This is a genomic window from Candidatus Methanosphaera massiliense (genome assembly GCF_028890305.1).
Classification (GTDB): domain Archaea; phylum Methanobacteriota; class Methanobacteria; order Methanobacteriales; family Methanobacteriaceae; genus Methanosphaera; species Methanosphaera massiliense.
The window spans coordinates 1,516,763-1,539,170 of record NZ_JARBXM010000001.1 but is presented as its reverse complement, the minus strand read 5'-3'; the positions used below and the strand labels follow the sequence as shown (position 1 = coordinate 1,539,170).

At 30.8% G+C, this 22,408-nt stretch carries 25 protein-coding genes and 1 pseudogene; 4 read left to right on the top strand and 22 right to left on the bottom strand.

What is annotated here, in order from left to right:
• Window positions 1–225: 225 nt before the first annotated feature.
• Window positions 226–1,410, top strand: coding sequence for a hypothetical protein (locus OTK55_RS07355; RefSeq protein ID WP_274871543.1), 1,185 nt, complete (start codon window positions 226–228; stop codon window positions 1,408–1,410).
• 148 nt (window positions 1,411–1,558) lie between these two features.
• On the top strand, window positions 1,559–2,257 hold the full coding sequence (locus OTK55_RS07350; RefSeq protein WP_274871542.1) for a diphthine--ammonia ligase: 699 nt from the start codon (window positions 1,559–1,561) through the stop codon (window positions 2,255–2,257).
• 186 nt (window positions 2,258–2,443) lie between these two features.
• On the opposite strand, the pseudogene OTK55_RS08625 reads toward OTK55_RS07350, so the two are convergent.
• From OTK55_RS08625 to OTK55_RS07330, 5 genes and pseudogenes are all read right to left on the bottom strand, one after another.
• Window positions 2,444–2,617: pseudogene (locus tag OTK55_RS08625) on the bottom strand (hypothetical protein); the annotation flags it as partial.
• On the bottom strand, window positions 2,568–3,329 hold the full coding sequence (locus OTK55_RS07345) for an AAA family ATPase (RefSeq protein WP_274871540.1): 762 nt from the start codon (window positions 3,327–3,329) through the stop codon (window positions 2,568–2,570). The gene OTK55_RS07345 and the pseudogene OTK55_RS08625, both read right to left, overlap by 50 nt.
• 60 nt (window positions 3,330–3,389) lie before the next feature.
• Window positions 3,390–4,130, bottom strand: coding sequence for a phosphopantothenate/pantothenate synthetase (locus OTK55_RS07340; protein ID WP_274871539.1), 741 nt, complete (start codon window positions 4,128–4,130; stop codon window positions 3,390–3,392).
• A gap of 106 nt (window positions 4,131–4,236) precedes the next feature.
• The gene (locus OTK55_RS07335) at window positions 4,237–5,559 is read right to left on the bottom strand and encodes a preprotein translocase subunit SecD (protein ID WP_274871537.1); all 1,323 of its coding nucleotides are present in this window, start codon (window positions 5,557–5,559) and stop codon (window positions 4,237–4,239) included.
• Window positions 5,546–6,397: a protein translocase subunit SecF gene (locus OTK55_RS07330; protein ID WP_274871536.1), complete on the bottom strand. Its 852-nt coding sequence runs from the start codon at window positions 6,395–6,397 to the stop codon at window positions 5,546–5,548. The genes OTK55_RS07335 and OTK55_RS07330 overlap by 14 nt, the downstream gene beginning before the upstream one ends.
• Before the next feature lie 447 nt (window positions 6,398–6,844).
• On the opposite strand from OTK55_RS07330, the gene OTK55_RS07325 reads away from it, so the two are divergent.
• Together OTK55_RS07325 and OTK55_RS07320 are read left to right on the top strand one after the other, a co-directional pair.
• Window positions 6,845–7,897, top strand: a complete 1,053-nt coding sequence (locus OTK55_RS07325) for a Mur ligase family protein (protein ID WP_274871535.1) — start codon at window positions 6,845–6,847, stop codon at window positions 7,895–7,897.
• A 17-nt stretch (window positions 7,898–7,914) separates the two neighbouring features.
• Window positions 7,915–8,274 (top strand): hypothetical protein, encoded by a 360-nt coding sequence (locus tag OTK55_RS07320; RefSeq protein ID WP_274871533.1) that lies wholly within the window; start codon window positions 7,915–7,917, stop codon window positions 8,272–8,274.
• Between the two features lie 55 nt (window positions 8,275–8,329).
• Here the strand turns inward: OTK55_RS07320 and OTK55_RS07315 are convergent, their stop codons facing one another.
• From OTK55_RS07315 to OTK55_RS07235, 17 genes are all read right to left on the bottom strand, one after another.
• Window positions 8,330–8,818: a flavodoxin family protein gene (locus OTK55_RS07315; protein WP_274871531.1), complete on the bottom strand. Its 489-nt coding sequence runs from the start codon at window positions 8,816–8,818 to the stop codon at window positions 8,330–8,332.
• Between the two features lie 20 nt (window positions 8,819–8,838).
• Window positions 8,839–9,306 carry a flavodoxin family protein gene (locus tag OTK55_RS07310; protein WP_274871530.1) on the bottom strand — a complete coding sequence of 156 codons (468 nt, stop codon included), beginning with the start codon at window positions 9,304–9,306 and terminating at the stop codon, window positions 8,839–8,841.
• A gap of 1 nt (window position 9,307) precedes the next feature.
• Window positions 9,308–9,778: a flavodoxin family protein gene (locus OTK55_RS07305; protein WP_274871529.1), complete on the bottom strand. Its 471-nt coding sequence runs from the start codon at window positions 9,776–9,778 to the stop codon at window positions 9,308–9,310.
• A 164-nt stretch (window positions 9,779–9,942) separates the two neighbouring features.
• Complete coding sequence (locus OTK55_RS07300; RefSeq protein ID WP_274871527.1) at window positions 9,943–10,407, bottom strand: flavodoxin family protein; 465 nt, start codon at window positions 10,405–10,407, stop codon at window positions 9,943–9,945.
• Window positions 10,408–10,463: 56 nt separating this feature from the next.
• Complete coding sequence (argC, locus tag OTK55_RS07295) at window positions 10,464–11,492, bottom strand: N-acetyl-gamma-glutamyl-phosphate reductase (protein WP_274871526.1); 1,029 nt, start codon at window positions 11,490–11,492, stop codon at window positions 10,464–10,466.
• Window positions 11,493–11,519: 27 nt separating this feature from the next.
• On the bottom strand, window positions 11,520–12,410 hold the full coding sequence (locus OTK55_RS07290; RefSeq protein ID WP_274871525.1) for a ribonuclease HIII: 891 nt from the start codon (window positions 12,408–12,410) through the stop codon (window positions 11,520–11,522).
• A gap of 74 nt (window positions 12,411–12,484) precedes the next feature.
• Complete coding sequence (gene argB, locus OTK55_RS07285; protein WP_274871524.1) at window positions 12,485–13,381, bottom strand: acetylglutamate kinase; 897 nt, start codon at window positions 13,379–13,381, stop codon at window positions 12,485–12,487.
• Window positions 13,382–13,426: 45 nt separating this feature from the next.
• Window positions 13,427–14,623: a bifunctional ornithine acetyltransferase/N-acetylglutamate synthase gene (gene argJ / locus OTK55_RS07280; protein WP_274871523.1), complete on the bottom strand. Its 1,197-nt coding sequence runs from the start codon at window positions 14,621–14,623 to the stop codon at window positions 13,427–13,429.
• Between the two features lie 154 nt (window positions 14,624–14,777).
• Window positions 14,778–15,131: a hypothetical protein gene (locus tag OTK55_RS07275; RefSeq protein WP_274871521.1), complete on the bottom strand. Its 354-nt coding sequence runs from the start codon at window positions 15,129–15,131 to the stop codon at window positions 14,778–14,780.
• A gap of 70 nt (window positions 15,132–15,201) precedes the next feature.
• The gene (locus OTK55_RS07270; RefSeq protein WP_274871519.1) at window positions 15,202–16,419 is read right to left on the bottom strand and encodes a hypothetical protein; all 1,218 of its coding nucleotides are present in this window, start codon (window positions 16,417–16,419) and stop codon (window positions 15,202–15,204) included.
• The gene (locus tag OTK55_RS07265) at window positions 16,420–17,460 is read right to left on the bottom strand and encodes an NYN domain-containing protein (RefSeq protein ID WP_274871518.1); all 1,041 of its coding nucleotides are present in this window, start codon (window positions 17,458–17,460) and stop codon (window positions 16,420–16,422) included. It lies immediately after the preceding gene.
• A gap of 108 nt (window positions 17,461–17,568) precedes the next feature.
• Complete coding sequence (locus tag OTK55_RS07260; protein ID WP_274871516.1) at window positions 17,569–18,300, bottom strand: metallophosphoesterase family protein; 732 nt, start codon at window positions 18,298–18,300, stop codon at window positions 17,569–17,571.
• On the bottom strand, window positions 18,301–18,666 hold the full coding sequence (locus OTK55_RS07255) for a nascent polypeptide-associated complex protein (protein ID WP_274871515.1): 366 nt from the start codon (window positions 18,664–18,666) through the stop codon (window positions 18,301–18,303). It abuts the gene before it with no gap.
• Window positions 18,667–18,935: 269 nt separating this feature from the next.
• Complete coding sequence (locus tag OTK55_RS07250) at window positions 18,936–19,280, bottom strand: DUF2304 domain-containing protein (protein WP_274871514.1); 345 nt, start codon at window positions 19,278–19,280, stop codon at window positions 18,936–18,938.
• Between the two features lie 12 nt (window positions 19,281–19,292).
• Window positions 19,293–20,000, bottom strand: a complete 708-nt coding sequence (locus OTK55_RS07245; RefSeq protein WP_274871513.1) for a glycosyltransferase family 2 protein — start codon at window positions 19,998–20,000, stop codon at window positions 19,293–19,295.
• A gap of 202 nt (window positions 20,001–20,202) precedes the next feature.
• On the bottom strand, window positions 20,203–20,772 hold the full coding sequence (locus tag OTK55_RS07240) for a flavodoxin family protein (protein WP_274871512.1): 570 nt from the start codon (window positions 20,770–20,772) through the stop codon (window positions 20,203–20,205).
• 13 nt (window positions 20,773–20,785) lie between these two features.
• Entirely contained in the window at window positions 20,786–21,898 is a 1,113-nt protein-coding gene (locus OTK55_RS07235; protein ID WP_274871511.1) for a glycosyltransferase family 4 protein, read from the bottom strand.
• Window positions 21,899–22,408 lie beyond the last annotated feature (510 nt).

Below are 22,408 nucleotides of genomic sequence, written 5' to 3'. Positions count from 1 at the left end.
CATTTATTATGTTAAATGATTATTTTCGGTTAAATAAATCGAATTAAATTATTTTTTTTATACATTTTATTCTGTATATATAATATTATAGTTACTTTTACTTATTAAATTATTTTATTTTATTATTTATGATAAACTACTAATAAAGTAATTAACAAAAATATTCATGATTAAAAACTAATAGGGAAAGAATATTTTATTCTTTTTTTAAGAGAGTGGAAAAATATGGATGCATTGACAATTGTAATAATGTTGATACTATTTGTTATAGCAATGATATTCGTATTTTCAACAGCACTATTAACACCGTACATTGGTAAAAAGAATCTAATCACAGTAGTTCTACTAGGATTAATTGTAGGTGTGGTTGGAGGAGCATTCTTGTTATCACCTATAATGGATGATGTACCAGATTTTACCCGTACACTCGTAGAGGATAGTGTTACTGGAAGCGATGTTATAGAAATGGATTTATCAACAAACGGAAATCTGACAGAAATCATTCAAAATATAAGCTCTATACATGGAGTTCAGAAGGTTGAATATGAAGGAATTACAATAAAAGTTGACGGTAACTTTGACTCGGATAATGCCCAATCGAACTTTGAAACAGCAATAAATAACAGTAATGATAATATTGTTTCTGTTGAAGATACAGGTAATAATACATTCTTTGTTAGAATTAGTGAAGGTGGAGACCCACAAGCTGTATTAAATAGTATTTACGGGGTATTTAGTGAAGGTACCTATACCAACTTGAGATATACTGCAATGACAGCTAATGCAACAGTAGAAGCTAATAATGTTACTAATATTATGTCAGCAATATCTCAGAATAATGCAATGATAGTTAATGTTTCTGGTCCGACAGAGGACAGAACCAATGCAATAAATCAATACATGCCAGACAAAACAAATGTAATTTTAATATCTGGTATAATAGGTGTTATTGTAGCACTTGCAGGATTCTTTATTGATAGTATATACACTTTCAGAAATAATAGGAAAAGAAGAAATTCACGCAGAGAAACATCAAGAGATAGAATTAAAAGAAAAACAGTCCCGGGAACTGGACAGAAGAATAATTCTAAGAATCGTAGGCGTTCTAAAAATGATAAAGTACCTAGAAAAGATTCAATAGATATATTTGATGATTCATTTGATCAAAGTCCTAAACAGAATATCGGTTCAAACAAAAACTTTAAAGAATTATCTGAAGATGATTTGAAAACAAGAGAAAAAACTGATGAAAATAAGGGCGGCAGATTCAGTGGATTATCTAATATATTCCGTAGATCATCAGGTAATAATAAAAAATCAGAGCCTAGAAAACAAGAGAAAGAGGAAAAACATAATAACTCTTCTAAAGAACGAAAAGTTCCGAGAATCAAACCGAAAAGAAGAGAGTAATATTATATTCCACTTTCTTAACTTTTTTTTATTAAATTATTTTTATATAATACTTATTTTTTGATTAAAACAAGTTTACATAACATATTTTTTTAAAGTAATAAAAACAATAATATTAAACATTGATATAAGTATAGGGAGTTATTAAATGAAAGCAGTTGTTTTATATTCTGGTGGTAAAGATAGTACAATGGCAGTATATCATGCACTAAAAAATGGTGATGAGGTATATGCTTTATTAACAATGGTATCTAGAAATAAGGAATCATACATGTTCCATGTACCTGATATACACATGGTTGATTATTGCTCAGCAGCAATGGAAATTCCAGTGATTGATGTATTAACTGATGGAATAAAAGAAGAGGAATTAGGTGATTTAGAATCATTACTCATACGTATGAAAGATAAAGATGTGGAAGCAGTATATACTGGTGCTTTAGCATCTGAATATCAAAGGTCACGTATAGGGGGTATTTGTGAAAAATTATCATTAAAATGCATATCACCTATGTGGCATCAAGACCCTGTTGAATATATGAATGAAATAGTAGACCTTGGATTTGAAGTAATAATCACAAGTGTGGCAGCATATGGTCTTGATAAGAAATGGCTGGGACGTAAAATAACAAGAGAAACAGTGGATGAATTAGTAAAACTAAATAAGAAATATGGTATTCATCCAGCATTTGAGGGAGGAGAAGCTGAAACACTAGTACTTGATGCTCCAATGTATGATAGACGTATTGTAGTTGATGAGGCTGATGTTTACTGGGATGTTGATAGCGGTATTTATAATATTACCAAAGCTCATCTAGAAGAAAAATATGATTATAGTTTAGAATAGTTATACTATAATCCCCCTTCATGAATTATCTTTTTACTATTTTTTTTATTCTTAGTTTAATATCCAATCTATAACAGCATCTGGCTGTTGAGTATTTATTATTACTTCAATATCATCCAGTGTGGACATATTCTCATCTATCATATGAAATTTATTATGATATGCTGCTTGTTTATTAATAAAAAAGGTTATACCATTATCTTGTTTATTCTTGTTAAGTATAGTGTTTGCAACTTCACTTATTTCATTAGATTTAATGAGCTTACTAATAGTTCTTAATAATTCAATGTCACCTATAGTATATAGGTAATTATCTTCTGTTCTGTTTATTATGGTTTTTTCTGTTGTTATGTTTATTATACTGTTTTTTACCTTTTTGATATTTTCTGTTCTGTTTACTCTTGTTTTTATTTTTACTTTTACGTTTTCTATTGATGTTTTTCCGTTTAGGTTTGATTTCATTTGTAATCAGTGCTCTCACATTATTCTTAAAATTAGGAATCGGTCCCTCATTAATTAACATATAATCAGCTAATGCAATAACCTTACCAATTCCAAAATTTAACTCTCTCTGATCTCTTTCAACAAACTTGTTATAATCAGGAGAATCATCATTTCTTTTTCTTCTTTTCAATCTATTAAAGCGTTCATTTGGACTAGAATGAATAGCAATTACCTTGAAATTATTAAAATGTTTCTTGAAATATGCTACTTCATATGGACTTCGAATACCTTCAATAAGATAAATATCCTGTTCTATTTTCTTATACTTCTTAGGTGGATGCTTATTATGATTAGTACGACTATTGTACATCTTCTTTACAGTAGCTCTCTTATTATGTCTATTCTTAGAGTGATTTTTAATCTTTGTAACACATCTGCTAGCAACAACATTATTACCATATTTCTTTCTTAAAATAACTGCTGCCTTACCAGTAGTGATATTACGTCTTTCAGCTTCTTCCCGTATAACATCACCCATACTAATGGTATATATTCCCTCTTTTTTAGCAATACGTGAAATTATACTTTTTCCTGAACCTGGAAGACCTGTTACTCCAAAAACCTTCAAAATCACTATCTCCTAATTAACTTATCTAAAAATAATAAAAATAATAATATGATACTAATCTTACTCAAATCTTTTAATTATATCATGAATAGCTGTATCTAAATTAACATTATTATTAAATTTATCAATCTTCTCCTGAAGATCTGAATTATCATAATCACTGTATTTCTCAACAGATTTAATAAGTGCCGGCATAACCCTTACAATATTATCAACAATAGTAACTGTAGAAGTCTGTGCTGTTCTAGATAATGGATTTAAATCAACATTAACAATATCTTTACCAAGAGCATATAACTTCTCTGCACGGTCACCATCCTCTAATGGTATAAATACTAAATCAGCCTTTTTAATTCCCTCAATACTCACAGGAGACCTTGGTCCGTCTAAATCAGGAGTATCAATAAAATCATCATCATCTGTACCAAGTATGTTTTTAACACCTAAATCCTTATAAACTTTCTCAATATTAACAATTCTTTCAGGTGTTCTATAATACAAGTTAATCTCAACAGGAATATCTAATAAATCAGCTAACTGTGCAATTTCCTCGGATACAAGTGCTGTTGTATTACCATTAACACTTAATACAGGATTTTTACTAGTTAAAAAATAGCATGCAGCAACATCAATAGTATTCTGTGAATTATCTGTTGTTTTCTCGCCAATCAAATAATCAAATGTTTCTCCACGTCCATGTGCTATCATACCAGAATCTGCTAGTATTCCATTCTCATGAGCCTTAACTATTTTATCTCTATATACTAATGATTGATATCTTGGATGATTCTTATTTAACATAATATAAAATTAGTTTTTCTTAATATTTAGAAGTTAGTATAATTTTTATAAAAAGTAGATAATAATACAAAAATGTTAAAAAAAATTAGAAGAATAGAGAAGAAATCTATTTATTCTGAGCTTCTTCTCTAGCAATAGTTTTTCTACCTTTTTTCTTATTTCTTTTAGGTTTTTTTCCAGATTTTCTTTCACGCATCTGACTTTGAGGACTTTTAATAAGGAATGTTTCCATGTAATCTGCAAACACAGGTCTTGTGATAAAGATACCTACAAGTACACCTACTACAGTAGTTACTGCAAAACCAGTAAGCATACCTATTCCTGTTGCACCTCTTGAAAATCCAATGTAAGCTAAAGGTAGCATTGCTGCAATTAAAGTACCTGCTGAAGCATATACTATGAAAAATGCATGTTTAATTCTTGTTTTAACAATGTTTTTCCTGTCACTTCTGTCTCGTCTAGCAAGTACTTCATCTGTCATTACAATTTGGTCGTCTACACCAGTACCAATGGAAGCAATTATACCTGCAATTGCAGATAAATCTAAGTTCCAATGTGTTACAGCTGCAAATCCTAGGATAAGCACTAATTCTGATAAACTAGTTACTATGATAGGAACTACTAATGATGGTGACCTATATTTAATAGATACTACGGCTACAATAGCTAGTAATGCTAGGAAACCAGCAATTAATGCACCGGTTTCAAATTGGGAACCTAGTTCTGCTGATACACTGTTAACTCCACTAATTGAAAGTTTTACAGGCAATGCACCAGATTCTAGAACTGTGTGTATTTCATTTGCCTGGTTTTGTGCCTGTTCTTTTGTTTGTTCTCCACCAGATACTTCAATATCAGTTGATCCTACACCGTTAGCTAGTCCAGCATCTAATTGTGGTGATGATATTAATTTATCATCAAGGTACATATCTACAGTAGATCCAGCTTGACCTTCAGCAACAGATGCAAATTTATTTGCAGCATCTGTTGATACTGAAAACGGTACTTTCCACTGGGTACCTGTTACTTCTGCTCCTGAAACACTAGTAATATCTGAACCAGTGAGAGCTGTTTTATTGTTGATTTTAGCTTCGAACTTACCCGGAGTACTAATAATATGTTCTACTTCCTCAGGTCGCACTCCCGCTATTTCAACTATAATATCTTGATCACCACTCTGTCTTACCTGAACATCACTAATACCAAATGCATTTAACCTTTTATCTAACACTGCGGTTACCGTGTTCATTGTATCTTGGTCTACAGGTTTTTCAAGATGTAATTGTATCATTGATCCTCCTGCAAGGTCAAGACCTTCTTGTAATCCAAATACAGCAATAGATACAACACTAGCAATAAGTAGTACTGCTAATATTATTGTTCTAGGTCTTTTTAGAAATTGTTTAGTGGCTTGATTAATTGTGACCACCTCTTTCCATGTGCCATTTGAGTATACCCAGGTTCATAAGCCATGTTGATAATAAATCTGATAATAATCCCATAATAAGTACTGCTGATATGTCTTCTAATACTTGTGCTGATGGAATGAATACTTTAACAACTACAAATAATACAACCATTGAGGCTAATGCTGCAAATGTTAAAGTTATACCTGTTCTACATGCACCTTCTGCTCGATCATCAAGATCTCCAGCGTGTCGTTTTAGTAAACGTGTAGTTAATAATATATCTGTATCCACACCATAACCTATAAGCATCAGTAATGCACCTACACTAGCAACAGATAATGGTATGCCAAATAGTGACATACTACCAACTGCAATAGATATGTTACATAATGCTGATAAGACTATAGCAGCAGATGGAACTAAATCTCTAAATACAAAAAATACTGTTATGGCCATAAATACAAATGCAAAAAGTAATGCATATACTATCTGATCCATCGCAGCTTGACTTAGCAGAGCACCTACACTTCTGAAGCTCAGTATATTGAATTGATTACTGAATTTCTGGTCAAATTCGGCCTGATCTACATCCCCAGATATGGTTATTGTAGCTGTGTTACCTGATAAGGATGTTTCAACATCACTTACTCCCAGGTTACTTTGAACTAAGTCTGTTATTTGTGATTCTGTCATACTTTGTTTTAGTTCTACTGTGACCATGGTACCTCCCTTTAAATCTACACCTTCATTTAATCCGAAGGCTCCTAGATATAAGAGTGAAAGTATCATTAATATCACAGGAATTAAAATCAGAGGTTTATGAGACTGGCGGGTAATATATTTTATTATATCTACCATGTATCTTTGTCTCCTATGTCTATGATTTTAATATTTTTTCTTATAATTTTTGTTTATTAAGAAACTTTTTTAATAATTATCATAAGGATATTTATTATAGTATAATTATATTTTTTTAAATATATAAAATTAGATATATACTAAATTATTTTTGAAATAGGAATATACTTACTATTAATTTTACTTGAATTTCCTAATCCTGTTTTTTTATTTTCAAGTATTATAGTTCTTTTTTAATTTTGATTTCTTGATATTATTCTATTTATTGAATATAACCTCTTTTTATCTTATTTAATCATAATCGAATCTTTTAATTCATTTAAAAAATATCAAATATATATAGTATATTATACAAAAAAGTAACTAGAAAGATTAAATTTTTAGATTATAACTTAATTATATTTAGTTTATATGTTTTATTGATAATTTTTTTTTGGAGATACGAGGTTGAATAATTATAACTTAACTAAAAAATTTAGCCAGTTTACTTATAAATTATTAAAAGTCTTACCAACAGGAGGTAAATCTTATCCGGGGTATTTATTTATAAAGTATGCTGGCCTAGATTCTATTAAAAAACTTGCAAACGAACAATTAGAAACAGGTTCAATTCTTATTACTGGAACTAATGGTAAAACAACCACTACAACCATGCTAATAAACCTATTATCTAAAGATACGGATATTATATCTAGTGTGGATAATAATACAATATATGCTCTTACAACGGCATTACTTTCAAAAAAGGCTAATATCGGAGTCTTTGAATATGGTATAAGAGATATTGAACATGGAATACCTGACAAAGTACAGAAGTATGTTCAGCCAAAAGGAGTATTATACACCAGTATATCCCGTGAGCATACACAGGTACTTGGTAAGAAGAATTCATTTGAACAATATGTGAAGGCTAAAACATTACTATCTAAGGACATGATGAATGGAGTTGTAATGGTAAACACTGATGATCCAAATACATGTAATATTGGATTAAACAAGCAAGAGGAGGGCCATGTAATTTATTATGGATTAGATACAGACATGGTGGAAGATGTTTATGAACCAGCAGATTCTTATTGTCCAAGATGTGGTAAAAAATTAGAATATTCACGTCATTACATGAATCAGAGAGGAGTGTATTCATGTGAATGTGGATTCGCACGTCATGAACCAGATATTAAAGTTACAAAAGTACTAAGTTCAAATGGTAGATTAGATGTTCATGTGATAGGTTCTGTGTACAATTATTCATTTGATGATAATGTATCTATAGATGTAGAGCTAAGTCTACCATTATTTGGTACACATAACGTATATAATACACTAGCATCACTCACAGCATATGCATGCTTCACACCTGAACCTGAAAATATTGAATCTAATATAACAAATTATTTCAATTCACTTGATTTCTCAATTCTACCACCAGGCAGATTTGAAGTAGAAAAACTAGGTGATAAACTAGTAGGAATAGGTCAGGGAGATAATGTGATGCATTAAAAGTAAATGTATTATTCATGAAAAGGGAATTATTTAATTCAGAAGCAGAATTCATATACTGTACGCCAGATGCTAATGAAGAAGAAATATTTGAAGATCATCTAAAAACATTAAAAACAGTTAATCCAACACATATAACAGTAGTTCCTGGAAGAGTATCCTTAGATGCTGCAGAGAAGTACTATGAGAAAATAGTTGAAAGTGGATTAAATGCAAGTTACTATCCAATAGAATATGATTTCGACAAACGAATAAAAGGAATTGTAAAACTAATTAATGAATCAGAATATTCTAATATAATAGTCACGGGCTGTGGTGAAGAACAAGCTGTATGGAATATAATTAAGAATAAAATAAAAGAAGAAAACAAAAACTAATACTAATCTCCTTCACTACTAATTTTTTTTAAAATAAAATAAGAATAATGATTTATTATAGATATAAATCTAAATCTAATGCATAGATTACGCGTAAAGTGTTTCGAATAATTTCTTCCTCAGTTTTATCATTAACTCTTATGATAAAAGAATTGATTATACGACCACCTCTTGATTCAATTCTTTTTTTCATATCATTTAAGACGCCATGTCCCTGCCTGGTATGAGTTGTTGTGTATATAATTACATCCTTATTCTTAAAGTCGCAATTATCTATAAAAGTTAATATAGCGGGTGAAGGATTACCTAGTGTAGAAGGACTTCCCATTAAAATAAGATTATATTTACTTAAATCTATACTATTTGGCTGAATTTCTGTTTTAGTAGAACGCATAGCATTATAATTATTACGAATACTATTAAAGAAACCTTTCTTTCTTTTTAAATCAATTATTTCTATACATTCACCATTCACCCTTTTAGCTAAGAATTCTGAAACAATTCTGATTTCCTTATTTGTTGAATATGTTACTAAAACAGTCATAATAATCCTCTTTTACATGTTTATACTAAATTAAAATCTGATAAGGCTATTCGTGTATTATTTATCATATCTTCTTTTGTTCCATTACTGTATATGGAGAAGCCACCTATGACATTGCCATTATGTTTTTTCACTTGTCTTGCAAGACGTTTCATGGCAATGTCGCCACCAATACATTTTAGTGTATTGAATAATATTACATTTTTATTTTTGAAATCGGTGTTATCTATAATTTTCTTTATTGCAGGAGTTACACTACCTAACCATACAGGTGTACCAATAAATATTGTTTCATAATAGTCAACATCTATCTTTCTTGGGTTAATACTAGCTGAATCAATAGCACTAGTAAACAGATAATCTAGAACTGTTCTATGGATAGTATAATCAGTAATTTCCCTTAAATGAGCTTTTAATTCTTTTTTAATTGTTTTTGCAACGGTTAATGTGTTGCCTGAATTAGAGTATACTATAACTAAGCTTCTCATCTTAATTCTCCAAATCATTTAATGCTTTCTTTGTTAATTTGGGAATGTCAGTGTTTTTAGTAATTATTGCAAAGGAGTTGGTTATGTTTCCTTTCTTTGTTTTTATCTGATTGTTTAATTCTGATAATGCATTATCTGAACCTGATCCGCTCATTGTTACAAATGTTATAACGTTTTTGCCTTCAAAGTCACAGTTGTTTACTAGTTGCATTATGGCTGGTGCTATTCTTGCACCCCATACAGGGGAACCGATATATATTGTATCATAATCTTTTAAATCTACTCTTTCAGGACTTATTTCGGTATTTGCGTTGAATTTTATGTCTATAACTCCTTTTACGAAGCCACGTAGACCAGATCTATTTGTTAAATCTTTAATTTCTTGTGTATCAGCAGCTATTTCTTTTGCTATTGTTTTAGCTACTAATTTTGTTTTTCCTGTTCTTGAATAATAAATTACTATATCATTCATATTTTTTTTAACCCCTATTTCAATTATTGTTTATATAATTTAAAAAAAATTTACTTTATTTTTGTTCTATACTTATTATTATGTTTTTCATTCAAGTTTATATTTTTTGATTTAGTTTCTTTTAAAAAATAGTTTAAGTATAAGGGGTGATAGATGAATATAGTTTATTCATCATTTAATGCATCATGGGTTAATTTAATGATATCTGTATCTTTTGTTATAATAGAGAAAGACCTGATAATCTTTCCACCCTTTGATTTTATAGCATCGTTTAAGTTATCCAGAGCCTTTTCTGCACCATTACTTGTAAGTGTTACAAAACTTACTACATTAGTATTATTAAAGTCATTTTCCTCTACAAACTCAAGTATGGCTGGTGTTGCTTTAGATGCCCATACTGGAGAACCAATATATATTGTGTCATATTCTGATAAATCCACAGCATCATATTCAATGCTTGTCTTCTTTCCACGCATTGCATCTATTGCACTAGTTAAGAATTTGATTGATCCATCCCTATTTGTTTTATCAATAACTTCTAATAATTGAGCATCTTTTTCTTTTGCTATTTCCTCTGCAATAGTCTTTGTTTTATTTGTTCTTGTATAGTATATTACTAAGTCTGTCATTTATAAGCCACCTAGTTATATAAAGTTTATTTTGATATTTATACTTACATGTACTTTTAAGGATATAATCCTACTTCTTTTAATCCTGTTGTCTCATCAAATCCAAACATGATATTCATGTTTTGAACTGCCTGACCTGATGCTCCTTTAACAAGGTTATCAATTGCAGAGATAACTACTAGCTGGTCTTCATCATCAAGAGAAATACCACCTATTTGGCAGTTGTTAGATCCACGTACACTTGCTAGCAGTGGTACTTTATTATCCTTTAACACCTGTACAAATGGTTCATCCTTATAGTATTCACTGTATAGGTTGTATATATCTTCTGCTGTCACATCATCTTTTATTAGGAAGCTGTGATTAGTTGTGAGTATTCCACGAATTACTGGTACAAGGTGTGGTGTGAATGATACTTTAACATCTTTACTACCAAAGTTTCTTAGTTGTTCTCTTATTTCAGGTGTGTGTCTGTGGTTTGCTATAGCGTATGGTTTAACGTTATCAGTACAGGTCGGGTAATGTGTTCTTTCATTAGGTTTTACTCCTGCTCCACTTACACCACTTTTACTGTCTAGAATTATTCTATCTACTAACTGGTTTTCTACTATTGGTAGACTAGATAATATTCCTCCTGTTGGGAAACATCCAGGGTTAGCTATTAATGTTGCATCTTTTATCTGGTCTCTGTTTATCTCAGGTAATCCGAATACTGCATCTAATTCTGGATGTAAATGTTTCATTCCATACCATTTCTCATACACTTTATAATCACTGAATCTGAAATCTCCGCTTAGATCGATTACCTTTGATCCATTGTTCAGGTATTCTGGCACTAGTTTCATTGATGCTCCGTGTGGAAGTGCACTGAATACAACATCAGCATCCACATCCTCTGGTTTTGGGTTTGTGAATTTAAGATCTACTCCTTCTAGATTTGGATGTAGTTCTGATACATATTCTCCCTCATTTTTACGGCTTGTAACAGTTTTTATGTTTACTTTTGGATGTCTTAGTAGTATTCTCATTAGTTCTCCGCCAGTATATCCACTAGCACCTATTATTGCTACATCTATTTTACTCATTTTATATTGCTCCTTATAATTAATTTATTAATATGCGTATGGTTTAACGTTTTTGAAGTGTGTTTTTGCAACTTTATTTATTACGTCTTTGTTAATATTTTTTGGTTTTGTTTTTCTTAAGTTAATATTATATCTTTCTTCTATTTCTTTTAAGGTTTGTTCATAATTGTATTTTGCTATTATGCTACTTGTAGCAACGGGTATGTATTTTTCACCGTTTGATTCCTGTATTACTTTGATTTTATCATTAATGTTAAGATATTCATTCATCTTTTTATAATCAAATTTATCAATAATAACCAGTACATCTGTTGTCTGAATATCCTGCAGTAATTCTGTTATAACCTTTGAATGAAGGTATGCCAGTAAGTGATTCAGGTTTTTTCCCTTACTGGTGAATTTCTGGTATAATCTATTGTAACTGAATGGTTTAAGAATGATTGTTCTGCTGTTAATGCCTAGTTTTTCTATTTTAGGGTATAGTTTATAGATTTGTTTTGTTGATAATTTCTTACTATCAGTCACTCCAATACGTTTTAATTTCAAATTATCATCATGTGATGTAGATACTGCTGTTACAACAAGCGGTCCATACCATTCACCTTTACCAGTTTCATCAGAGCCTATGGTAAAACTATAGTCATCTAGTAAAATATCAGGATTATACTGCATACTTTTATTATTAGTATAAGTTTCACCTGTGGAATTGTATTCTTTTAATTCTAAGACAGAACCCAGCAAATTACGGGTACTACTATTGTCATTAAAAACTAACTTCCTAGAATTATACAAAATAAGAACAACATCACCATCCTTAATACGGATACGTTCATACTGGTGAGGCTTTTCATGACGTAAATTACGAGTCTGATAAATAAACTTACTAATCTCATCATCTGTTAACTTTATAGATTTCATAATAAAACACTGAAAATAACTTTTACATAAAAAAATATTCTTCACTTAAAAAAATAGATAAAAAGAGAGGGTGATTATTCACGTACCATTGTACCAATACCATGCTTAGTGAAAATCTCAAGTAATATAGAATGATTAAGTCTACCATCCAATATATGAGCAGTTTTAACACCATTCTCCACAGCATTAATACAAGTTTCAACCTTAGGAATCATACCACCAGTAATAACACCCTCACGGATTAACTCTTTTAACTCATCAGTTCTGATACGTCTAATAAGACTATCAGGATCATCAGGGTCAGTTAAAATACCTGGAACATCAGTCAATACAATTAACTTCTCAGCATCAACACTACTAGCAATAGAACCTGCAACAGTATCAGCATTCAAGTTAAGAGTATTACCATCCTTATCAATACCAAGAGGTGATATAACCGGAATATAATTATTATCAGTTAAATCATCAACAATCTTCCTGTTAACCTTATCAATCTTACCAACATATCCAAGGTCAACCTCTAATATTTCACCATCTTCATGTCTGATCTTTGTAGGACCCTTACGTGATGATTCAAGAAGATATCCGTCCTTACCAGAAATACCTAAACTCTTACCACCATGTAAACCGATTTTAGACACAATCTCAGTATTGATCTTACCAACAAGAACCATCTTAACAATCTCCATGGTCTCCTTATCAGTAACTCTTAAACCACCAATAAATTTAGGTTCCTTACCCATTTTATCCATGGAACGTGATATCTCAGGACCACCACCATGAACTACAATAGGCTGCATACCTACATATTTAAGTAATACTGTGTCTCTTGCAGTGGAACTCATAGCATGCTCATCAATCATAGCATGTCCACCATACTTAATCATAATCTTCTTATCATGAAATTTCTTAATATAAGGTAATGCTTCAATTAAAACATTACTAATTTCTAACTGTTCTTGTTCTACCATAAATCTCAACTAACTCCATTAAATAATCCAAAATAAATAAAATATCTACGTAGTGTACTCCGCATTAATTCTAACATAATCATACGTTAAATCACAGCCGTAAGCAGTAGCATTTTCACTGCCCTCATGTAGATTAACACGTATAATTAACTCATCCTTCTGCATAAGATTCTCAGCAGCCTCTAACTTCTCAGGGTCATCATAAGTTGTAACTGTACCCTTATCAACAATAACAACATTATCATCACCAGAACCAATACTAATAGAAATATTATCCGGGTCAAAATCAACACCAGAATAACCCATAGCACTAATAATTCTACCCCAATTAGGATCAGCACCAGCAACAGCAGTTTTAACTAAACTACTGGATACAACACTTTTAGCCACAACAACTGCATCATCATAGCTATCAGCACCATCACATACAACTTCTATTAACTTGGTGGCACCCTCACCATCCTTCGCAATCTTCTTAGCAAGGTTAGTGCATACATAATCAAGTGCCTCATAGAAGTTATCATCAACAGCACCTTTAACATCATTAGTACTCATTAATAATGCAGTATCATTAGTACTTTCATCACCATCAACAACAACCATGTTAAATGATTTCTGTACACTGTCACGTATAGCATCCTGTAATGTATCCTTATCCATTTCAAGGTCTGTGACTATGAATGCTAGCATAGTACCCATATTAGGTGCAATCATACCAGAACCCTTACACATACCAGCTACTCTGAAGACGGTGCCATCATTTAATGCTGATTCAACAGCACATTCCTTACTGACAAGGTCTGTTGTACGAATAACATCAGCTGCACAGCTGGCACATTCCCTGCTATTACCAAGACGTTTAAGAGATTCCTCTGCTACTGGTTTAATAATATCCATAGGCATCTGCCTACCAATAACACCAGTAGATGCTGTTGCAACATCCTCAACCGGAATGTCTAATGTATCAGCAACAAGCTGTGCTAATTCTAAACCTTTTTTCATACCGTCCTCTTTAGTATAACAGTTAGCATTTCCACTGTTAATTATAACAGCTGAAATTTTACCATTTTCTAAATGTTTTCTTGTAATATCAATAGGAGCTGCATATACCTTGTTTTGTGTGTAAACAGCAGCAGCTGTTGAGTTTTCATGGTAAAGTATGCTTACACCATATTTACCTTCCTTATATCCACTAGCTTGTAAACTACTAATGGAACATATACCATTGTCTAAAATTTTCATCATATCATCCGTATTATAAAAAGAAATTTTTAAAAAATAATTTTCATTCTAGAAAAGAAGATTAAGAGTAAAAATGAATACTCCCCTATTTTATTTGAGTATTCGTAATATTTTATTTTAATAATAATTTTTTATTATTTATATGTTGTTTCCATTAATTATTGTTCTTTTGTTGTTGATTTTCAGAACCGTTTTTATTATTGTTATTGTTATTATTGTTATTATTATTATTATTATTATTGTTGTTGTTATTGTTGTTATTATTGTTATTGTTCTTATTGTGGTTATTATTATTGTTATTTGAATTATTTCCTTTACCTGAAGTTGTATTGTAGTTGTTGTAATTGTTATTGCTTGTTTGTTCGTATATTATTGTAGTATTGTTTGTTTCGTTTGTTGTATTGTTCAGTGTTGTATTATTTGTGCCATTGTTTTCGAATAAACTTCCTAAATCTAGGGAGGGTGCATCGAAGTGTATTACAGTTGCGCCTAGTGAGCCACATAGCATTGCAATTATTCCTACAACTAATACAAGTATTATCTTTGAATTTGTTGATGACTTAATTTTAATACCTCCCCTATTCTCCTGTGGCTACTACGATTATCAGGGTTATCAGTATACCTATTAATCCTAGCCACATGTTTCCAGTATTCCAACCAACCAGTGTTAACAAGAATATGAATATGAATACTCCAATTAGTGTTGCAGATTTTGTTGTAAGATAGTCTATCATTGATCTTGTGAATTCTGTTGGTATGTAGTATGCGTATTTACCATTTGCCATGTCAAATACTATTACTGGTGTGTTGTCATGTATCTTGATTGAATCTGTTAGATGAGCATTTTCTCCAGCTTCTTTTCTACTGTTTCCTATTCCTACTCGTAGATTTAGTCCATTATTTAATGCATACCATGCACAGTCCAGTCCTGTTTTCAGTGCTATGGACTTTGATGGATAGTTAATAATTAAATCGTCTCCACCTACACGGTAACCCTCAATTTTACCTTGTCCCTCATTGGCTATGTATGCATTAATATCATTCATAATCTCTATGAGCCTGTCTTTTCCGTATTTTGATATAAATCCTGTGGAATCCTTTGCATCTATATACATAAAATTGTCTACTTGTACAGGTGTGAGTTTAACTTTTTCAGTGGTAGGTATTGTTTCGAATATTACACCATATTCTCCTCCGAGTTTGGTGAATCCGACTCCTGACACTTCTCCTATTTGAGCATCCATTTCTATTGCTCTTTCAATGGAGGCTGCACCAGTCATTCCCACTGCTCCTCTTACGTTAACTCCTTGCTGCATTCCCAGAGAAATCATTTTAATTGCTATTCTTATACCTTCCTTCTTTGAAGGCATGTGTGAAACAAGTTCTGTTTTACTTTTTTCTATGATTTCTCCACCTACTACTTCAACCATCTTTGCGAAAGATTCTATAACTGGTGATCGTTTGAATATTTCTATGTATAGATAACGATCATTTCCCATTATAATGTTACTTAGCAGTGCATATTCATTGATTTTATTTTCTGCTGGTCTGATTTCAATGAATTTCCTGTTTAATGGTAGGTCACGTTGATCTATTTCTCTTTCAAGGTTTTGAAAAATACTTTGACTATTTATCTCAGCAGGCTTGATTTCTACAAGCATTGTTTTTGTGAGGTTTATGAGTGAAACATATTCTGTTTCTAAATCATTTGTAGCGTAGTAATTTGTTCCTATACTAATAACTTTTTTATTTAATAGACGAGAGAATAGGATTTTTAATAATCCTTCAAAAGCCATTTATCTTTTGCCTCCACGTTCTATTGAAATTTCGAATTGTCCTGGTTTTTCCATTAACATACTTGGTTTTACTGATACTATTGGGAATTTCCATGTTCCTAGTCTGGCTGCCATTGTACTTGCTATATTTCTTGAGTTGTGTTTAATAAATGAGTAATCTGAGTCATTTATTATTATGTCTAGGTTGTATGGTGATTCTTCTAGTACTTCATCTGAGTATATTATGTTTAATTCGAATGTTCCAGGTCTTGTGAATAAGTCATTTCTTACTGCTACTAGTGGTGAGTGGTCAAGGTTTAACTTGTTTCTTACGGTTATTGCTATTGTTCCTGCGTTACGTACTGCTTCTTTGTAATCTTTTGGGTTTACCAGTACGAATATTAGGAAGTCTGATTCTTCCATTCCTTCATCTACAAAGCTTACCATTTTGTTTAATATTGGTATTTTTAAGAATACATCTTCTAGTTTTGAATCAATAGCGTTTGCGTCTTCATCACTTACTCTGCTTATAGCTTCCTGTGCTACTGCAAGTCCTGAAAATTTACGATTTTTCTTAGATTTATATACGTCAAATCCTCTTTTTTCAAATTCATTTAATGATTTAGAACAGATTTTTTGAAGTATGTTTTTTACTTTTTTAGGAGGCGCTGGTTTTCCAATTTGGAAGCGACCATTTTTTACTCTGTATGGTAGTCTTCGACTGTCTATATCCTGAAATTCGTCTCTATAATCTCTAAATAAATCGTTTGATAATATTTTTGCGTCTTTTTCATATGCTAGGTTTAATATGTAATGATCAGCTATAGTTCCAGCTGGTACTGGGAATACTTCTTCGTTCTGAATCATTTCATTAAAGCCATCTTTATCATCAATTTCATGTCGTAGTGGTGCATCGGCTAGAACGATTGGTTCATGTCCTAACTTTTTAAGGGTATTTATAGCTACTTTTAGAGTCTTTAAGCTGGGTGTTACTTTTCCTGTTTCTTCATCAGCTTGTTGTCCGTAATATGCTACATTTGACCCATCAACAATTATTTTCAAAAGATCACCTTTTATATGTTTATTTTAATTTAAAAAACTGTTCCATTATTAATAATTATATCTGTATATAACATTTTTTATAGTTATCTTTTATAATCTAAATTAGATTTATGGTTGTGTTAATTCTTTCTCTGTTCCATCAGAATTATGCTGTGTTATCTCAACATATTGATTGTCTATCTCTATAATATTATAGGAAGGACAAGTATTTCCTCTTAGCTTCATTGATGAAACTGTTCCTGCAGTAGAGAATATCGTATTTTTCATCTTCCATAAATGTGGAACGTGTTTGTGTCCAGATAATACTAGGTTAACATCATTTTTCAGTAATGCTAACAATATATCTCCAGCATCACTTAGAATATTTCTCTCTCTTCCAGTGTTTGGTATAGAGATGATATGGTGGTGAAGAGCTATTATTATAAATAATCCTCTTTCCTTAGCATCGGCTATTTCTTCTTCCATGAATTTCTTCTGAAGTCGACCAATTTTACCATGTCCTAGATCAGGTTCACTACTGTCCAATCCTATTATCTTTATTGCTTCCTCTTTTAATTCAAGAGTACCATATCTTTCACCAAAGAGATCTTCAAATACTTCGTCACCAATATTACGTGCATCATGATTTCCCGGTACTATTATCTTAGTAGGTTCTATCATGTCAATGTATTTCTTTGCTTCAACAAATTCCCTATAGAATCCATGATCTGTCAAGTCTCCTGTAATAATTACAGCAGATGGTTTCATTTCATTTATTTCATCAATAGTTTGTAGTAATAGGTCTTCTCTAAACTGAGTGTAACCAGTATGTAAATCTGATATATGGACAATAGTTGTCATCTAGGATAACCTCATTATAGCTTCAGCTAAATCTCCATTAGTTTCTTTTAAAGTTTTTTCTGCTTCTTTTTTGGATTTTCCTGTCTGTGATGCTACTAATTCAATGTCTTCATCAGATATCTCTGCTTCTTCAGTACTTTCACTGTTTTTTATTCTTTCTTCTGCTTTACCTGTAACTTGGTATGTTTCTTGTCCCATAGCGTTCATGATGTTTACTTCAGCATCTTTGATTACTATTTCTTTGTCTTTGAGTACAATCACTACTTCTTCTACTCCTTTAAGTTCTTTCATGTTCATACCCATTTTTTTCATGGTTCTTTCCATTTGTTTTAATTGTTTTGGATTTATTTTTCCACCTGGAAACATAACATTATTCCTCCTATAATTTGAATTCTCGTTATTATCGTGTTAATAAAAATCGAGTCCTTAAACTAATGATATATTTTTTAAGATTATATCATTGTATTCTATTTATATCTATATGTGATTTTTATTATATTAAAATTAATCTTTTTTAATATTATGATTTTAGAATTAGTTATGTAGTTTAAATGATTTTATTTAATTAGTTGGATTAAATTATTAAATTTATCTTTAAAAAAAATAGTGAGTGGGGGGAGGGAAGTATTGGTATATTATTCATCATCTTCATCGTTTTCATGTTCTTGTAGGGCTAATTCACTTACAAGCTTATTTATACGTTTTTTCTGGTCTTCTATTCTATTAAATAGTTTAAATAATAGGTAAAACAGTATAATTATCGCTGTAATATATAATACATCAAGACCTCTTCCTAATCCAAAGATACTAGCTAGATGTATACTTATCTCTGGGAATACTGCTGCTATTATTACCAGTATCCATATTGCTAGCCATAGCAGATACATTCCAAGGTTAAGAGTATCTTTTTGAAATCTCCTAGTTATCAGAAACATGGCAAGAAGGCTTATTATTATTATAATTATTTGATATGTAAACAAAGTGTCCTACTCCTATTTTATTGTTTCATTTAGGAATTCTAGTAAAATCTTTATACCTACAAGGGTATTTGTTCCTTTTTCTATGGTTCTTTTATCATATATTGTTGTCATTGGTACTTCTAGCAGTTTTAGATTTCTTCTTTTTATTTCACCGATAATTTCTGATGAAACACCATATTGCGGTGATTTTAACTGTAGTTTACGTGCTGCATCTGCTGTGAATGCTCTTAGTCCTGACTGTGAATCTGTTACCATCTTTCCCTGGAATAGAAATGTTATATGATTCATTACTGTGTTACCAAATTTTCTTCCTGATGGCATGTCTTCAAAATCTCTTGCACCGATTACAACATCCGCCTCATGATTTTGTAATGGTGGATACATATTATAAAGATCATCCGGATTATGCTGGCCGTCAGCATCAAATGTGATTATGATATCTGCATCTTTACTTAAGGCTGCTTTAATTCCTGTTTGAATAGCACCGCCAAGTCCAATATTAATAGCATGTCTGTAATGCCATACTTTTCCACGATATTTTCTTACTAATTTACGTGCTATTACCGGACTATTATCCATTGATCCGTCATCTATTATTAATACGTAAAATCCACGTTCAACAAGTTCGGAGGTTACTTTTTCAAGAGTTTTTTCTTCATTGTAACAGGATAGTATAATGTAAATTTTAGATGTTATCGGAGGTATGTTTTCTTTGTTCATTTTGTTATTGACCTGTTTTATTTCCTTTAATAATTTTATTTAAAATGTTATGTTATATTTATATAGAAAGTTCTTTTTATATTTTTTAAAAATAACTTGAATTTATCACTTAGAAACAGAATTATATACACAGGTAATCAAAAAAAATTCCAAAAAAATTTAATAAAAAAATAAGATGGGACTAAATTCACAAGTTAAATAATTATTCATTCACCAGTCTTAGAACATCAACCATTCTAGTAGCAAGATTTACAGATGTTTCAATACCCACATCATCCGCACTGGTATTTCCGGCACCAGTACCACCATAATGAGCAGTAGGCCTGTTATCTCCAATAATAATAGCACCCTGTATCAGGAAGAAATCATGAATAGATGCAATAGTACTCTCCTGACCGCCGTTACGGAATCCGCCAGTACTGATAGCACCGCAAACAGTATTCTTCAATGCATGATTATTACGTAGTGGACGTAATCTGTCAATAAATGTCTTAGCAAGTCCAGTCATATCCCCGAAGTATACAGGACTACTCATAATAATACCGTCAGCATCTCTGACAATTTCTGCAATATCAATCATGTCATCATCAATGACACATTTATCAGTCTTCTTACAGGCATCACATCCCCTGCAGAAGTTAATATCTTTATCATGTAATGTGATTAATTTAGTTTCTATACCTTCACTGGCTATTCTGTTAAGTGCTGTCTGTACTAGAAATTCGGTGTTACCCTTACTTCTAGGACTTCCTACAATTCCCACAACTTTCATACTACTAACTTCCTTATAGTTTTGAGCAGTTAACAAGCTTTGATGCCATATTTATGTAGGATAATGTTATATCATCCCAATTGTTCTTGCTTTCAATATATTCTCTTGCTTGTCTACGTAGTGTCTTGTTAACATCATCATTTTCTAGAACATATCGTATTTTCTCTTCTAATTCTTCAATATTTTCAGGTTTAACAAGATATCCTGTCTTTTTATCTTTTATAACTTCTTTAATTCCCTTGGATTTATATGCTATTGTCGGTGTGTAACAAGCATTAGCTGTTGTAGACAATATTCCAAATTTCTCATGTGTTGATGGTAATACTAGAAGATTTGCAAGCTTCATCTGATAGATTAGTTCTTCCTGGCTTACATTGTCTATAAATTCAACATGATTCTGAATATTATTTGTCCTAATAATCTCTTCCAGATGTTCTTTTTCAGGTCCGTCACCTATAATTACAAGTTTAATACCTGGCTGAACTTCTTTTAGATGACATATTATTGTTAGCAGATGATCTATATTTTTATATGCTGTCAGAGTACCTACATACAATATTCTATCATGATTTTTTGTCTTGCATTTAATTTTATCAATATTATTAAGATTTACACCTATAGACATTAATGCTATCTTATCTGGATTGACATCATATTTGTTTACTAATTCATTTTTAGTGGATTCATTAGTTGTTAATACTTTATCATACTTTTTAATTGATACTTTGTTAACAAAATTGTTGAATGTTTCTGTATCATCATTATTTAATTCGTATACTGTGCCTATTACTGGTGTATGGCTTAATTTAGATACTAGTGTTGTATATATTGATGATGAACGTGACTGAATATCTATTATGTCATAATCATGTTTTCTTATCCATAATAGAATTGATTTCACATAGTTTAAAACAGTGTATTTAACTATATTTTCTGATTGTTTCATTTTTGGACCTATACGGTATATGTGAACACCATTCAATACTTCATGTTCAGCATCATTATCCTCGCTTTTCATTGAAATTATGTCAACATCATGTCCAAGCTTTACTAAGTTTTTACTTAGTTCACAACATCGAAAATTTCCACCATTTTTTGAGTTAGGTGAAAATGATTCTAAAATCATACAAAATTTCATTTTAACTTAGTCCTATATTCCTTTATATCTACTATAACAGTAGATTTTTAATAAATAATAAATACATACTTCATATTTATAGTAACATAATATAAATATTATCTATTTTTAGGTTAAGTATTCTTTAATTTTCCAAATAGTTATATAAAAATTATAATTAAGAATATTTTATTAGTATTCTATGATATCTGATTTATTTTCAAAAAGTATACTAATATCATTTTTTTTAAATAGGTAATTACTTTATTTTAAAAAATAAGCGATATTTTGAGGAAATTAGGGTAACTTATATATATAAAAATTTTAAGATTTTTTATTGTCTGTTACCTATACAGACAAATACATAAGTTTTATATATAAAAACACCTTTTGAGTTTTATAAAAAAACATTAACAGGGAACATTATTTTGAATTATTCTGTGTTATATTTAGCCATAGTATAATAATAGACTAATTTCCTAAAATAATGTTTTTAAAGTTTTTTTTACTATAACTTAA

Excerpts from the sequence above, each read along its gene's own strand:
- OTK55_RS07260 (WP_274871516.1), bottom strand. The coding sequence starts at position 18,300 with ATGACAACTATTGTCCATATATCAGATTTACATACTGGTTACACTCAG.
- argJ (WP_274871523.1), bottom strand. The coding sequence starts at position 14,623 with ATGAAAATTTTAGACAATGGTATATGTTCCATTAGTAGTTTACAAGCT.
- OTK55_RS07240 (WP_274871512.1), bottom strand. The coding sequence starts at position 20,772 with ATGAAAGTTGTGGGAATTGTAGGAAGTCCTAGAAGTAAGGGTAACACC.
- argB (WP_274871524.1), bottom strand. The coding sequence starts at position 13,381 with ATGGTAGAACAAGAACAGTTAGAAATTAGTAATGTTTTAATTGAAGCA.
- OTK55_RS07350 (WP_274871542.1), top strand. The coding sequence starts at position 1,559 with ATGAAAGCAGTTGTTTTATATTCTGGTGGTAAAGATAGTACAATGGCA.
- OTK55_RS07275 (WP_274871521.1), bottom strand. The coding sequence starts at position 15,131 with ATGCTATGTGGCTCACTAGGCGCAACTGTAATACACTTCGATGCACCC.
- OTK55_RS07340 (WP_274871539.1), bottom strand. The coding sequence starts at position 4,130 with ATGTTAAATAAGAATCATCCAAGATATCAATCATTAGTATATAGAGAT.
- OTK55_RS07305 (WP_274871529.1), bottom strand. The coding sequence starts at position 9,778 with ATGAATGATATAGTAATTTATTATTCAAGAACAGGAAAAACAAAATTA.
- OTK55_RS07290 (WP_274871525.1), bottom strand. The coding sequence starts at position 12,410 with ATGAAATCTATAAAGTTAACAGATGATGAGATTAGTAAGTTTATTTAT.
- OTK55_RS07355 (WP_274871543.1), top strand. The coding sequence starts at position 226 with ATGGATGCATTGACAATTGTAATAATGTTGATACTATTTGTTATAGCA.
- OTK55_RS07255 (WP_274871515.1), bottom strand. The coding sequence starts at position 18,666 with ATGTTTCCAGGTGGAAAAATAAATCCAAAACAATTAAAACAAATGGAA.
- OTK55_RS07245 (WP_274871513.1), bottom strand. The coding sequence starts at position 20,000 with ATGAACAAAGAAAACATACCTCCGATAACATCTAAAATTTACATTATA.
- OTK55_RS07330 (WP_274871536.1), bottom strand. The coding sequence starts at position 6,397 with ATGGTAGATATAATAAAATATATTACCCGCCAGTCTCATAAACCTCTG.
- OTK55_RS07315 (WP_274871531.1), bottom strand. The coding sequence starts at position 8,818 with ATGACTGTTTTAGTAACATATTCAACAAATAAGGAAATCAGAATTGTT.
- OTK55_RS07270 (WP_274871519.1), bottom strand. The coding sequence starts at position 16,419 with ATGGCTTTTGAAGGATTATTAAAAATCCTATTCTCTCGTCTATTAAAT.
- OTK55_RS07320 (WP_274871533.1), top strand. The coding sequence starts at position 7,915 with ATGAAAAGGGAATTATTTAATTCAGAAGCAGAATTCATATACTGTACG.
- OTK55_RS07300 (WP_274871527.1), bottom strand. The coding sequence starts at position 10,407 with ATGACAGACTTAGTAATATACTATACAAGAACAAATAAAACAAAGACT.
- argC (WP_274871526.1), bottom strand. The coding sequence starts at position 11,492 with ATGAGTAAAATAGATGTAGCAATAATAGGTGCTAGTGGATATACTGGC.
- OTK55_RS07310 (WP_274871530.1), bottom strand. The coding sequence starts at position 9,306 with ATGAGAAGCTTAGTTATAGTATACTCTAATTCAGGCAACACATTAACC.
- OTK55_RS07235 (WP_274871511.1), bottom strand. The coding sequence starts at position 21,898 with ATGATTTTAGAATCATTTTCACCTAACTCAAAAAATGGTGGAAATTTT.